Source organism: Stieleria varia (assembly GCF_038443385.1).
GTDB classification, from domain to species: Bacteria; Planctomycetota; Planctomycetia; order Pirellulales; family Pirellulaceae; genus Stieleria; species Stieleria varia.
The window spans coordinates 2089720-2103675 of sequence record NZ_CP151726.1; the positions used below are offsets into that span (position 1 = coordinate 2089720).

Below are 13956 nucleotides of genomic sequence, written 5' to 3' on the forward strand. Positions count from 1 at the left end.
GCCAGAATCCCCCCCAAACGACCAGAACAGACGGAATTCTGGTGAATCCCATTACTACAATCGTTGCTTCACACCCTGACCTTCCATCCACAAAATTTCCAATCGCCATGAGCACATCGCGTTCGCTGAGTCTGTTGTTCTCCCTGATCTTCTGTGTCACAGCGGTCGCCGACGACTGGCCTCAGTACCGTGGCAAACTCGGCGACGGAAAGTCGGCGGAATCCATCGGTGATGTCCAGTGGCCTGCGGAGGGTCCCAAGGTTCTCTGGAAAGCAGAGACACCACTGGGGTTCAGCTCGTTTGCAGTTGCCGATGGCCGCGCCGTCACAGTCGTCGGTGTCGACGGCAAAGAAACCTGTTTGGCGTTGGATGCTCAAATCGGAAAAGAACTCTGGAGCGTCGCACTGGGCAGCACCGACTATGGAGCCGGTGGCGGCGATGCCGGGGAACCGGACAACCGAGGAGGCGACGGGCCACGCAGCACGCCCAGCATCAGCGGCGATCGTGTCTACGTCTATGACGCGCACCTGACACTTCATTGTCTGGATGCTGCCACAGGCAAAACGGTTTGGAAACAAGACATCGCCGCTGACTTTGACGGACGCAACATCCGTTGGGCCAGCGCGGCCAGCCCGTTGATAATCAATGATGCAGTCTATCTCGTTGGCGGTGGAGCGGGGCAGTCGTTCATCGCGTTAAACAAGAGTGACGGCAGCGTGATCTGGAAAAGCGGCGACGAGACGATGACGCACGCCACACCACACTACGCGACAATCAACGAAGTGCCACAAGTCATTTTCTTTGTTCAATCCGGTTTGGTTGCGGTCGATGCGGCAACGGGCAAAGAAACCTGGCGAGCCAAGTTCCCCTACAGCGTTTCCACCGCCGCGTCACCGGTCAGCGAAGAAAACCTGGTCTACAGCTCGGCCGGTTACGGGGTCGGTGCCGGTGTGTTCAAGGTCGACGGAAGCGAGGATGCGGCCGAAGTGTGGTTCAAATCCAATGAGTTGATGAATCACTGGAGTACACCGGTGGTACACGACGGCCATCTCTACGGCATCTATGAATTCAAAAAATACGGCAAGGCACCATTGCAATGCGTCGACCTGGCCACCGGCGAAATCAAATGGTCTGAGCGCGGCTTCGGTCCGGGTAACTGCATCTTGGTCGGCGACAAGCTGGTGGTGCTGTCCGACAAAGGAGAATTGGTGATCGCCGAGGCGCGACCTGACCAGTACAACGAGTTGGCCCGCGCCAAAGTCATCGAGGGCAAGTGCTGGTCAACGCCTGCCTACAGTGAAGGCCGCGTGTACGTCCGCAGCACCAAAGAAGCAGCCTGTATCGAATTGCGATGAGTGCATCAACGCGGTTTGCCCGGCGCAGGCCGGCTGATAGACGCAGACTTTGTTCGCACCAATCCGAGCAAGCCGTTTCGTGCAAACGCATTACGAAGACTGTGTTCAGTCGCGTGAATAATCCACGGCTAGCCGTCGGAGGCTCACTTTGAATGCGTAACGTGCAACAAAATGTTGGCATCGGCGGCATCCGGCGATGGTTGCTGAGCGATCGAAGCTTCGTTCCACGATCGCACCAACGGTCCGATCAACGCCATGATCCACAATAGGGTCAACGTTGCAGGGAATGATTCAAACAGGGTGTCTTCCACCAATCCGGAAACCAGCACGTAGGTGCAGATTCCTCTGACAAGCGGTTCTTGCGACGCAGCAGCGTGATACGCAGTCATCGCAAGCAAGGTGATGAGGATCAACCCCGCGATCACGCCGCCCGAGAATGTGACGTGCAGCAACAGGTTGTGCGTGCCGACGGCTTCCTTGGTCATGACCGATGACGCGCTATCCATTCCGTAGCCGGTCAGTGGTTTCTGCAGAATCCAGTCGATGGCCTCCGACCAAATGGTCGTCCGGCCGGTCAATGACGTCAGCTCTTCCACGTCACCCGACTTGGTGACCGCCGACAGTGCGGAGTCGCCTGCATCGCCCGGTGCCATGATGCCCGCAACGAGAATACCTGTGAGTCCCATGATGGCGAAACCGCTGACAAGGATCGCGCCGTACCGCCCCCAGAGCTTGTCAAACAGCATCGCGCCGATCGCAACGCCACCGGCCAAGATCGATGTTCGTGAATACGTTGCCGCCAACGTCGCCACGGCCAACAACAGCAAGCTGCCCCAGGACCAACGCAACATGGGAATCGATTCTCTGAGCCGACCGGCTCTCAACAATGCGATGCACAAAATCACCGTCACCATGGCTTCACGAGCGACGCCGTTGGGGTGATTGGTGCCTCCCATCCGCGGCACCGTGGACGTACCATCGTTGGTGTATTCGTGGAACACGCCGATCGATGGCACAAACAAAAACAATGCCCAAGTGATCGCGAGAAAAACTCCGCCGCCGACCACCATCGCCCGCGCCGTGTCTTGGGCACTCACTAGCACCAGAGCTGTCACCGTAAAAACAAGGTAACCGCAAAAAATCAGCGCCGAGGCGCGACTGATCATTGCCCAATCTCCGTTGGCCAGCATCGCTGTGCCCACCAACAAGATCGCCAGCGTCGACAGCAACGCGCCGGGAACGGAAACCAAGCAGCGTCGCACGCGAACGCTTTGCAATAGCCCCCAGCCGCCCAACGCGGTCGCCGCCCCCGCGACCAGCAACTTCGACGCCAGCACCGGCGTGAGTCCAGACACGCGTTCTCCGTCGGCCGGCTGAATCGCGTTGAATACGGCGACCAGCGCAAAGATCACCAAGGTCGCAAACGGAAACAATGCGACACGATGCATCCAGCCACCTTGTGGGACGGAGTCGGAGGATCGGACAATCGACTGCGGAACGCTGGTCATGAAAACGGAAAGGGTCCAAACGGGGCCGAAACAAGCGTGTGCTGGTTTTGAGTCTAACTGCCTGCAGCCTGAAGCCGAGACCACTCCTCGTACAATCCCAGCCACGCCATGTGCTTGGTAGCGATTGTACCTTTTGCACGGTCAGGGGGCGTCTTGGGAGCAACGTAAGTCAGGCTTTCACTTCGTACGTCAGGCTTTCTAGCCTGACATACACAGCGCATGTCAGGCTAGAAAGCCTGACGTACGTTTAGGGGCCACACGAGCGGAATCACCAGCAGGGAGATCACCATCACGATCAAGCTCAGCGGAAACCCGAAACGCAAATAATCGGACACCCGATAGCCTCCCAAGCCATAGACCATCAAGTTGGTCTGGTAGCCGAACGGGGTGACAAAACTCGCCGATGCGGCGATCATCACGGCGATCACAAAAGGCGTCTCGCTGACACCGAGCGTTTTGGCCGCGTTGACTCCGATTCCAAACATCAGGATCGCCGCCGCATTGTTGGTGATGAATTCGGTGCAAATCATGGTGGCCAAGTACACTGCCGCCAGTGCCAGAAACGGACTGGAGGGACCCTCGCCTACCAATCCCAGCAAGCCGCCCGCAAGCCCTTTGGCCGCACCGCTGGTTGTCATCGCGCTGCCGATTCCGATCGCCGAACCGATCACGATCAACAACGACCAGTCGACACTTCGGCGAGCTTCGCCAGTGGTGCAGCATCGAAAGGCAACCGTGGCGACCGCGGCCAACAGAGCGGCTGTCAGAATCGAAAGCACGCCGGATGCTGCGATCAAAACCATCACCGCCATGATGGTGACGGAGACCCAAGCGCGTTCATGTCTGCGAACGGATCCTTTCTCCACCGCGCTGATCAAATAAAAGTCGCGTGACTCACGTTGGCGATGCAAGAATGACGGCGACGCTTCCAGCAGCAATATGTCACCGACCTCCAAACGCACGTCACCGATCTTGCCTTGCAGACGACGACCGCCCCGCGCGATCGCCACGGCAGCGGCGCCAAAATGTGAGCGAAAGCGTCCTTCGCGAATCGTCTTGCCCAACAGCGAACAGCGCGGGCTAACCACTGCTTCCACCAACGTTCGACGCCAAGCAGGCACTTGCAACTTGCGCGCTTGATCGTCCGGCGACAGCAGCCCCCGGATCTTTCGCAAATCCACCACCGTGTCCAAGGCACCGACCAAAATCAGCGAGTCATCGGCGCGAAGTGTTTCGCTGGGTTTGGCTGCTGCGATCGTGCCATCGGCTCGTTGGATTTCCGCAATGTAAAGTCCCGATAGGTGTCGCAATCCGGCTTCCTCGATCGTCTTGCCCACCAACGGACCATTCGGTTCGATCAGCATTTCGACGGTGTACTGCTGAGGATCATCGCTGACACTGATCGCCGGTTTTCGTTCGGGCAACAACTTGGGGGATGCAATCAGAATGTAAATCAGCCCCGCCAACGATGCGGGGATGCCGACGCAAGCCGGCTCAAAGAAGCCGAGAACTTTGCCGCTCTCCTCGAAGTACATCGTTCGCACGATCAGGTTGGTGCTCGTGCCCATCACGGTGCACATGCCACCCAAGATCGCGGCATAGGAAAGCGGCAGATACAAACGACTGCTGCTGACCCCGATCCGCTTGGCCAAGTCGTCCATCACCGGCAGCAATGCGGCGACCACTGGCGTGTTGTTGAGAAACCCGCTGACGACCGTTACCGGAAACAACGTCCGGACTTGTGCCCCCCGCAGCGATTTCGCACCCCCGAGCAGCCAGCCGGTCGCAAGATGGGTTCCCCCGGTCAGCTCAAGCCCCGTGACCACCGCGAACAGCAATGCAATGGTGATCACCGCCGCATTTCCAAATCCGGCGATCGCGTCGGCAGGCGACGGCAGCAGGGCCGTCCCGGTCAGCTCCTGAGCAACCACCAGCACGGCCAAGCACGTCAGGGCGACCAGCTCATTGGCGGCGATCCGTAGCGCGAGCCCCGCGAGTAGACCGCAGGCCACGGCGATGGTCAGCCAAGCTTCCCAGGTATTCAAAGTATTGATGAGGTCAAATGGTGGAAAAAATCAGAACGCTGCAAGCAGCAATTTGCACAGGATAGTCAACCTGAATCGCACAGAACGATATCAATCCGCGTTCTAAACACGGCTGAGCCTATTTTCGTTGACCGCCGTATTCAACTACACTCTCGCTCAGCCCCGCCCCGCCTTTCTCCCTCGTCACTTTCGCCAACGAGCAAAAGCCTCCCAATGACCGAGAAACCCCAACAACCCACCCCGCAAGGGCAGGGCTCCTCCCATAAAGGAGCCTGGATCATTGCTGCCCTCGTGCTGCTGCTGCTGATCCTGCACCAAGACAACTGGAATTGGGAAAGCAAGACCCTGGTATTTGGATTCATGCCGATCGGGCTTTTCTGGCATGCTTGCATTTCGATCGGTGCCAGTGCCACCTGGCTGCTGGCCACCAAGATCGCCTGGCCCGCCGATGACGAACAACCTGAGGAGACTGCGTGATGGACCATCCAGGACTTCCCCAACTGATCATCATCCTGATCTACCTGGCCCTCTTGCTGATGCTCGGTTTGTTTTCGAGCAAACTGTTCAAGGGCACCAAAGAAGACTACCAAGTCGCCAGCCACTCGATCGGTCCTTTCCTGCTGTTGATGAGCATGTTCGGAACCACGATGACGGCGTTCGCGTTGGTCGGCAGCAGCGGCGAAGCGTTCAAAGCCGGTGTCGGCGTTTATGGAATGCTGGCCAGCAGCAGCGGCATCATCCACTCGCTGTGTTTCTTTGTCATCGGTGTGAAAGTTTGGAAACTGGCCCGACGCCACAAGTACACCACGCAAATCGAATTCTTTCGTGATCGACTGGACAGTGATTTCGTCGGCTTGCTGTTGTTCCCCATTCTCGTCGGCTTGGTGATTCCGTACCTGTTGGTCGGTGTGATCAGCAGCGGGACCGTGGTTCAATCGTTGACCGCTGGACTTTCGCCGGAATGGTTTCCAGTGGGACCACCGGACAATCCCGTCAAAGCACTCAACGGCGGTATTCCTCCTTGGTTGGGGTCGCTCGTTATCTGTGTCGTCGTTTTGATCTACGTGTTCTTCGGCGGCATGCGAGGAACGACATGGGCCAATACCCTGCAGACCATCGTGTTCATGATCCTCGGTGTGGTCACGTTTGTGGTGATCGCCAACAAGTTGGGAGGCCAAGAAGGACTGCTGGCGAACATTCAAGCGCTCGGGGAATCCGTGCCGGATGAAAAGGCGACTCGGATGACGATGAGCAAAACGTTGTTCTTCACGTATCTGTTGATTCCGTTGTCCGTGGGCATGTTTCCCCACTTGTTCCAGCACTGGATGACGGCCAAGAGCGCCAATTCGTTCAAGCTGCCGGTGGTCTGTCACCCGATCTTTATCATGATCGTCTGGGTCCCGTGCGTCTTGGTCGGCGTTTGGGCCACGGGCGACTTGATGCCCGCCAAGCCGCCATTGCCAAGGATCCCGGGTACCGATGTCGTGAACGCCAACGCGATCTTGCCATTCTTGGTGAACACGCAAACGGTTGCGTTGTTGGGCGGTTTGCTGGCAGCAGGAATCTTGGCCGCGATCATGTCGAGCTTGGACAGTCAGTTCTTGTGCCTGGGCACGATCTTTGCCAACGATATCTTGACCCACTACAAGGGTGCGGAGAACGTGAGCGACAAGCAGCAAGTTCTCTACACGCGGTTGTTCATCATCGCGATCGTCGCCGTCACGTACGGTTTCGGTTTGATCAGCAACAACAGCGTCTTTGCGCTCGGCGTTTGGTGCTTCAGCGGATTCAGTGCTTTGTTCCCGATCGTGGTCGCCGCGCTTTATTGGCGACGACTGACGGCGGCCGGTGCGATCAGCGGCATCTTTGCTGCGATCACGAGCTGGGGAATCTTGTTCTACCAAGCGTTGTCGCAGAACAACCTGCGGGAATTTGCGTTGAAGATTCCATCGGGCAGCGATGAGCCTTACGAAGTCATGCCGGTCGTTGCGATGCTGCTCAGCTCGCTCGTCACGATGGTCGTCGTTTCGTTGGTAACCAAACCGCCCAAACCAGAAACCCTCGCAAAGTTCTTTCCGGAGAACTGACGCAGGAGATTGTGAGCAAGGCCCAGCCCCTTACTCGTCGCGTGATCATCATTTGGCGTTCGCGCCATCACCGACGCGACCGGCCAAGTGGCGGAGGCGATTGTAGATTTCCATCCCGGGCATCGCGTTGGCGTATAGCTTGGCATCGCCGTACGATGCGGCCTCGATACAATTGGCCAGCGTGTCGTGGATTCGTTGCACCAAATCGATCGGGTCCACCGGTTTGGTCAACACTTCCGTTGCTCCCAGCTGCATCGCGCGTTGGTGGGTTGTCTCGCTGTCATCGGCGGTGATCACCATCACGGGTGTCTTGCGCAACAGAGGGTCGGCGCGGGCGATGCGGAGCAAGTAGTTGCCGCTGACGTCGGGCATGGAGATGTCCATCAAGATCAGATCGGCGCTTTCCAACCGCATTCTCTCGACCGCTTCGATGCTGTCGGACGTGGACACCACGTTCCAAAAACCGGCTTCGTTGAGATGCGTGGTGATCACATCGATCACGATTTGCTCGTCATCAATCAGCAAGATCTTGCTGTTGCAAACCTGGGTCGGTTTCTTGCACAAAACACTATTTTGGTTCGATTCCATGATGCTCGCTGATGCGCCGGATCGACGGCGGCTCCGATCGAGGGGACGGATGTTGTCAATCAAATGGTAGGTCAGCGGAATCTTCTGAAACGAAAAACCCATGAGGGTTCACCCGCACGACTGCTCTCTGCAGGGCGAGCGGATGGTGCGAGTGTTGATCGGGCGTTGGCCTCCAAATTCCCACTGAGAAACGCGATTTCTGCATCAGTCCTCAATCGGGGCTTTTCTCTGCTTGGATCATCGATACACTTGAGGTATCGCCGCGTGAGGAGACCTCCCGCGTGGCGATAAACCGATCGTTGACATCATGGCCTATACAAAACCGGTGTTTCGGCGCCGCTTGGGATTTCGGTGTGTCCTGACCACCGGCAAATTCCATGCGTCTGGCGGCAACGGCGGTGGATGGTTTTTGCACCCGCATTCCAGGTGAACTCGCGATGAGTCCCTCCCAGCTTGCCAGCACGCCCTTGGATCAATGGCACCGCGATGCGGGTGCGCGAATGGTGCCCTTCGCGGGCTACGAAATGCCCATCCAGTACGGGTCCATCGTCACAGAACATCAGGCCTGTCGCAACGCAGCGGCACTGTTCGATGTTTCTCACATGGGACGACTTCGTTTCGACGGCCCCGGCAGCGTTGCCTTTCTGGACCGTTTGCTGACGCGTGACATCCGCAACATGCCGCTCGGACGCGTGCGATACTCGCTCATCTGTAACGAGAACGGTGGCATCCTTGACGACGTGTTGGTCTATCACGTCGAAACGCCGTCGCAAAATCCCTACCACCTGATGGTGGTCAATGCGTCCAACCGTGAAAAAATCATCCGCTGGATCGAGCCCCTGTTGGCGGATTTCCCGGAAGTCATCGTCACGGACCGTACCGACTTGACCGCGATGATCGCCGTCCAAGGCCCCAAAGCCATGGCGGCGTGCAGACGTTTGTTTTCATACGACCCGACGCGTTTGAAATACTATCACGCGGTCATCACCAACCAATTCAGCAAACCCGCCTTGGTCAGCCGAACCGGATACACCGGCGAGGATGGCTTGGAGTTGATTGTCAGGGCCGAAGAAGCGCCACGGATTTGGGAGAACATCCTACTGGCCGGACGCGACGAAGGATTCATGGCCGCCGGATTGGGCGCTCGCGACACCTTGCGGATGGAAGCCGCGATGCCGCTCTACGGCCACGAACTCAACGAAACCATCGACCCGTTCTCCGCCGGACTAGGGTTCGCTTGCGATCTCGATGGACGTGACTTCATCGGTGGCGATGCCCTGAGAGAAATCAAAGCCACAGGACCCAAGCAGATCCGCATCGGACTGCTGCCCGATGGCAAGCGTCCCGCACGCGAAGGCTGCGAAGTGCTCGATCAGGCTGGCAACTCCGTCGGCGTGATCACCAGCGGAGGCCCCTCGCCGACCTTGGATCGCCCCATTGCCATGGCCATGGTCGATGCGTCCGCGGCAACCCATGACACTTTGCAAATCGACATCCGTGGTAAGCGTGTCGATGCAACACGAACCGATCTGCCTTTCTACAAGCGACCCGTTTAAAAAGGGGTCAGGCCTCTTTTTCTTTCTCATTCCCCCCCGTTTTGATTCGCCCGCTAAGGATTCTGAACTGATGGCACGTGACAAGTCGACTTTGCTGTACGCAGAAACGCATGAATGGGCAGATGTTGTTGATGATGGTGACTCCAAAATCGCCACGGTCGGCATCTCCGCGTTCGCGATCCAACAACTCAACGATTTGGTCTACATGGACTTACCCGATGTCGGCAAGAAAGTCACTGCAGGCGAAGAGTTCGGTGAAGTCGAATCGGTCAAAGCGGTTAGCCCTCTGTACAGCCCCGTGACCGGCGAAGTCATCGAAGTTCACTCGGATCTGCCCGATCAACTCGAACAGCTCAACGCCGACCCGTATGACTTCGGTTGGATCGTCAAGATCCGAATCGAAGACGAAGCGTCATTGGGCGCATTGATGGATCACGCCGCCTACGAAAAACAGTGTGCCGAGGCCGGCTGAGTTCCGCTTCGTTTGCATCCAACCCACTTTGCTCTCTCTCACCATTTGGTTTTTCATGACAGGTTATCTGTTCCACACCGACGATGATCGACGCGAGATGCTGCAGTCGATCGGTGCTGAGTCGATGAAACAATTGATCGACGACCAAGTCCCCACGGACGTGCAGCTCGATCACTTGATGGACTTGCCTGCGGCCGCCGATGAGATCGTGCTGGATCGTGACTTTCGTCGCATGGCCGCCAAGAACGCCGGTGCAGCCAGCCATGTTTGTTTCATGGGAGCCGGTGCCTACGATCACTTCATCCCCGCTGTCGTGGACGAGATCGCTTCGCGGGGCGAGTACTACACGTCTTACACGCCCTATCAAGCAGAAGTCAGCCAGGGCAATCTGCAGGTGATGTTCGAGTACGAAACGTTGGTTTCGCAACTTACCGGTTTGGATGTCAGCAACGCCAGTCTCTATGACGGTGGTTCGGCGGCGACCGAAGCCGTCTTGATGGCATTGGCCACGATGAAGAACCGCACCCGAGTTGTCACCAGCGGTGCAGTGCATCCTCAATACAGAGATGTGGTCGATGCCTATCTGAAACACATCGATGCCGAATTGGTTGTCGTGCCAACAGACCATGACGGAACGAGCATATCGATCATCGACGCAATCGACGATCAAACCGCCTGTGTCTTGATCCAGCATCCCAATTTCTACGGACGCCTGGAGGACATGCAGGCGATCACCGACGCGGCACACGCGGCAGGTGCCTTGGTGATCCAAGCCTTTGATCCGATCAGCTTGGGATTGCTGAAACGCCCCGGCGATTACGGCGTCGACATCGCGGTTGCCGAAGGACAGTGCTTGGGCAACCCGCTCAGTTTCGGCGGCCCCTACCTCGGCATGATCGCTTGCACCAGCCAACTGGTCCGCCGCATGCCTGGACGAATCGCCGGTCAAACGACCGACCGCCGTGGCAACCGCTGCTGGGTCCTGACGCTGCAAACGCGAGAGCAACACATTCGCCGCGAAAAGGCAACCAGCAACATCTGCAGCAACCAAACGCTGTTGGCACTGCGCGCGACGGTTTACTTGAGCCTGCTGGGACCTCAAGGTCTCAAGGAAACCGCCACTCACTGCGTCGCCAGAACACAACAAGCACGTGAGCGGATCGTGCAAAGCGACCGATTCGAGTTGGTTCACTCCGGCCCTGTCTTTAAAGAGTTTCTCGTACGCGACCGTGAAAACGATGTCGAATCGCTGATGCGATCAGCGACGGAAAAAGGAATCCTGGCGGGCGTCCCAATGGAACAGTTCGACCCCGACATGAACGACTGCTTCCTCGTCGCATTGACGGAAAAGCGAACGGACGACGAGATCGAAGCCTGGATGGAATCCCTCGAATCCGCCACCATCGCCCAAACCGTACGTCAGGCTTTCTAGCCTGACCTACTCCCCAAAAAAAATCCCCCAGCGCATGTCAGGCTAGAAAGCCTGACGTACTGAAGGGCTCCATGGAATTGAAATGAGAAACCAACAAGCCACTCAACTGCTTTTTGAAATGAGCCGTCCCGGTCGACGCGCCCACCGGCTGCCCGAACTGCAAGGCCACGCGGCCACACTTTGTGAAAGCCTGCCAGCGGAATTCAAGGCCGACCAACCACCACCGCTGCCCGAGCTGGCCGAAGGAGACGTGGTACGTCACTTCACCAACCTGTCGACGTTGAACATGAGCGTCGACACGCATTTCTATCCACTCGGATCGTGCACGATGAAGTACAACCCGAAACGCAACGAGCGGTTGTCGTCGCTGCCCGGTTTGATTGATGTGCATCCGCTGCAAGATGCTCGCTCGATCCAAGGACTCTTGGAGATGATGCACGAGCTGCAGCACATGTTGGGCGAGATCAGCGGTCTGCGGGGTGTTTCGCTGCAACCCGCCGCAGGTGCACACGGTGAGTTGACCGCATTGCTGGTCGCTGCGGACTACTTTGCCGATCTCGGCGAAGATCGAAAGGTGGTGCTCACGGCCGACTCCGCGCACGGGACCAACCCTGCCAGCGCCCAAATGGCCGGCTTCTCCACCAAGACCGTTCGCAGCAATGCCGAGGGACTTGTCGACATCGCGGACTTGCGAGCGAAATTGAATGAGCAAACGGCCGTCTTCATGTTGACCAATCCCAACACGCTAGGATTATTCGACTCGCAGATTCGCGAGATCACCGACCTCGTCCACGAGCACGGAGCATTGATTTACCTTGATGGCGCTAACATGAACGCGATCTTGGGAATCACGCGTCCGGGTGATTTCGGCGCGGACCTGATGCACTTCAATCCTCACAAGACATTCTCTGGTCCGCACGGCGGCGGCGGTCCCGGCGCGGGACCGATCTGTGTCCGCGAGTTTTTGGCGGACTACCTCCCAGGCCCGGTCATCACACGTACAGAAGATGGATACGAGTTGACAACTCCCGAGCGTTCCATCGGCCGAGTGCGTAGCTTCTTTGGCAACGTCGGCATTCTGATCCGCGCCTACGCTTACATTCGCACCTACGGCCCCGACGGGTTGCGACGTGTCAGTGAAGACGCCGTGTTGGGCGCGAATTACTTGCTCAGCAAAGTCAAACACATGCTCGATGTCCCGCACGGTGATCGATGCATGCACGAATTCGTCGCCTCGGCATCGCGTCTGAAGAAAGAGAAGCACATTTCGGCGATGGACATCGCCAAACGCATCCTCGACTTCGGATTTCACGCACCGACGGTTTATTTCCCCTTGGTGGTCGATGAAGCCGTGATGATCGAGCCGACCGAGACGGAGAGCAAAGAAACACTGGACGCTTTTGCCGAAGCCCTGTTCCGCGTGGTCGATGAAACGGAGGAAGCCATCCAGCAAGCTCCACTTTCCACCGCGATCAGCCGCCCCGATGACGTCTCAGCAGCGAGAAAGCCGATCCTACGTTGGACGCCACCCCAGCAGTAAGACCAGTGCCGTGAGCGAACCGTCGTCAAAATCATCGTCAAGTTCATCGTCAAGTTCATCGACCGAACAAAGAACAGGCCGGCTGTTTCTGCTGCAGTCGTTCGAGGGCGGCGAGAACATGGCGATCGATCAAGCGATCCTCGACGACGTCACGATCAACCAGATTCCGACCCTGCGATTCTACGACTGGAATCAACCGACGCTTTCGTTGGGTTACTTTCAGTCGTATGAGCTACCCGGCGAGCGTTTCGCGGAGGTCGCCAAAGTCCGCCGCAGTACCGGCGGTGGCGCAATCTTGCATGATCATGAATTGACCTACTCACTTGCCATGCCGATGCCCGGAAATCAAACCGGCGCTCGGAGTGAACTTTATCGCGATGTCCACGCGAGCATCGCCGGCATCCTCGCCGAGCACGGAGTCGCGGCGCATCCGTTTCGAGACGACCCCAAGCCGTTCGGATCCGACAAAGCGTTCTTGTGCTTCCAACGCCGAACCGACGAAGATCTCGTCGTCAGCGGCTACAAGATCCTTGGCAGCGCCCAACGCAGAACCAAGACCGCGGTCCTGCAGCACGGCAGCCTGCTGCTCAAAGCCAGCCGATGGGCTCCCGAGTTGCCCGGCATCCACGACCTGACATCTGCCAGTCTCTCGGCAAAGGAGATCGCCGACGAATTTGCACAGGCTTTCGCGGAGTTGCACAACATCCACTGGCAAAAGTCTCAGGTGCCCGATGAGCTCAAGCAAAAAGCCCAGCCCATCCGCACCGAGCGATTCGATTCAGATTCCTGGTGGCACCGTCACTGACGAAAAGGCTTCCGTCGGTCATGCTGTGCATGACGAAATACGTTCCGCCCGACTTCACCCATGGTGGTTTGAATTGGGAAAACGCTGCAAGTGATCGCCCGACGAGACTGGTTTGCGTTTCGCGGATGTAGTCATGTAGCGCAAGACCACGAAGTGGTCAGAGATGGTAGTTGGCATATCAGCCGCCACGCGATAGCGTCCGGTTCTCACGTCTCTACTCGAAATCCAGACCCTATCGCGCAGTGGCTGTTGAATCATCCGTGTTCACCGGCTTGCGTTGCACTGCATTTTCTTGCCAAGAGTTAGCCTGCGTTCCCCCGGTCGTCTTCTACTCTCGATTTGTCGCAAATCGGATTCCGCACGCGAAGACGCTAAGACGCGAAGAATATGATTCCGACCTCAGCTTAGCGCCTTAGCGCCTTCGACGGGAAGGGCTTCGCCGGGGTCAGGCTTTGCATTGGGTTTTCAGTTGCAGTTTGTCCTCAATCGATGCTGCCCGTCGTCGTCACGACGGCGACTCGGCATGTCGTCGCTCGGCTCGGCGGGACGCGATTGGGGACAGGGCACT

Annotated in this window: 11 protein-coding genes; 8 read left to right on the forward strand and 3 right to left on the reverse strand. The window is 57.6% G+C overall.

The genetic code is table 11. The annotated features are described in order from the left end of the window. The first annotated feature begins 107 nt into the window (after nucleotides 1–107). Entirely contained in the window at nucleotides 108–1355 is a 1248-nt protein-coding gene (locus Pla52nx_RS07200; RefSeq protein WP_146522376.1) for a PQQ-binding-like beta-propeller repeat protein, read from the forward strand. 143 nt (nucleotides 1356–1498) lie between these two features. Here Pla52nx_RS07200 and Pla52nx_RS07205 read toward each other — a convergent pair whose 3' ends face one another. Both Pla52nx_RS07205 and Pla52nx_RS07210 read right to left on the reverse strand, forming a co-directional pair. Then, entirely contained in the window at nucleotides 1499–2863 is a 1365-nt protein-coding gene (locus Pla52nx_RS07205) for an O-antigen ligase family protein (RefSeq protein ID WP_146522377.1), read from the reverse strand. Between the two features lie 227 nt (nucleotides 2864–3090). Next, nucleotides 3091–4908 (reverse strand): SLC13 family permease, encoded by a 1818-nt coding sequence (locus Pla52nx_RS07210; RefSeq protein WP_146522378.1) that lies wholly within the window; start codon nucleotides 4906–4908, stop codon nucleotides 3091–3093. A gap of 213 nt (nucleotides 4909–5121) precedes the next feature. Here Pla52nx_RS07210 and Pla52nx_RS07215 point away from each other — a divergent pair, with 213 nt between their 5' ends. Both Pla52nx_RS07215 and Pla52nx_RS07220 read left to right on the forward strand, forming a co-directional pair. Beyond that, nucleotides 5122–5385: a DUF3311 domain-containing protein gene (locus Pla52nx_RS07215; RefSeq protein ID WP_146522379.1), complete on the forward strand. Its 264-nt coding sequence runs from the start codon at nucleotides 5122–5124 to the stop codon at nucleotides 5383–5385. Further along, on the forward strand, nucleotides 5385–6995 hold the full coding sequence (locus tag Pla52nx_RS07220) for a sodium:solute symporter family protein (protein ID WP_146522380.1): 1611 nt from the start codon (nucleotides 5385–5387) through the stop codon (nucleotides 6993–6995). Before Pla52nx_RS07215 ends, Pla52nx_RS07220 begins: the two co-directional genes overlap by 1 nt. A gap of 48 nt (nucleotides 6996–7043) precedes the next feature. Here Pla52nx_RS07220 and Pla52nx_RS07225 read toward each other — a convergent pair whose 3' ends face one another. Further along, nucleotides 7044–7583 (reverse strand): response regulator, encoded by a 540-nt coding sequence (locus Pla52nx_RS07225; RefSeq protein ID WP_197454940.1) that lies wholly within the window; start codon nucleotides 7581–7583, stop codon nucleotides 7044–7046. 437 nt (nucleotides 7584–8020) lie between these two features. Between Pla52nx_RS07225 and gcvT the strand changes: the two genes are divergently transcribed. The 5 genes from gcvT (at nucleotide 8021) to Pla52nx_RS07250 (ending at nucleotide 13388) form a co-directional block, all read left to right on the forward strand. Continuing rightward, nucleotides 8021–9139, forward strand: a complete 1119-nt coding sequence (gene gcvT, locus Pla52nx_RS07230) for a glycine cleavage system aminomethyltransferase GcvT (RefSeq protein WP_146522556.1) — start codon at nucleotides 8021–8023, stop codon at nucleotides 9137–9139. Between the two features lie 70 nt (nucleotides 9140–9209). Continuing rightward, nucleotides 9210–9611, forward strand: coding sequence for a glycine cleavage system protein GcvH (gene gcvH, locus Pla52nx_RS07235; protein ID WP_146522382.1), 402 nt, complete (start codon nucleotides 9210–9212; stop codon nucleotides 9609–9611). A 55-nt stretch (nucleotides 9612–9666) separates the two neighbouring features. Further along, a complete protein-coding gene (gene gcvPA, locus Pla52nx_RS07240) occupies nucleotides 9667–11043 on the forward strand; it encodes an aminomethyl-transferring glycine dehydrogenase subunit GcvPA (protein ID WP_146522383.1) in 1377 nt (458 codons plus the stop codon). Nucleotides 11044–11125: 82 nt separating this feature from the next. Further along, nucleotides 11126–12583: an aminomethyl-transferring glycine dehydrogenase subunit GcvPB gene (gene gcvPB, locus Pla52nx_RS07245; RefSeq protein ID WP_146522384.1), complete on the forward strand. Its 1458-nt coding sequence runs from the start codon at nucleotides 11126–11128 to the stop codon at nucleotides 12581–12583. Between the two features lie 118 nt (nucleotides 12584–12701). Next, complete coding sequence (locus Pla52nx_RS07250) at nucleotides 12702–13388, forward strand: lipoate--protein ligase family protein (RefSeq protein WP_146522385.1); 687 nt, start codon at nucleotides 12702–12704, stop codon at nucleotides 13386–13388. Nucleotides 13389–13956 lie beyond the last annotated feature (568 nt).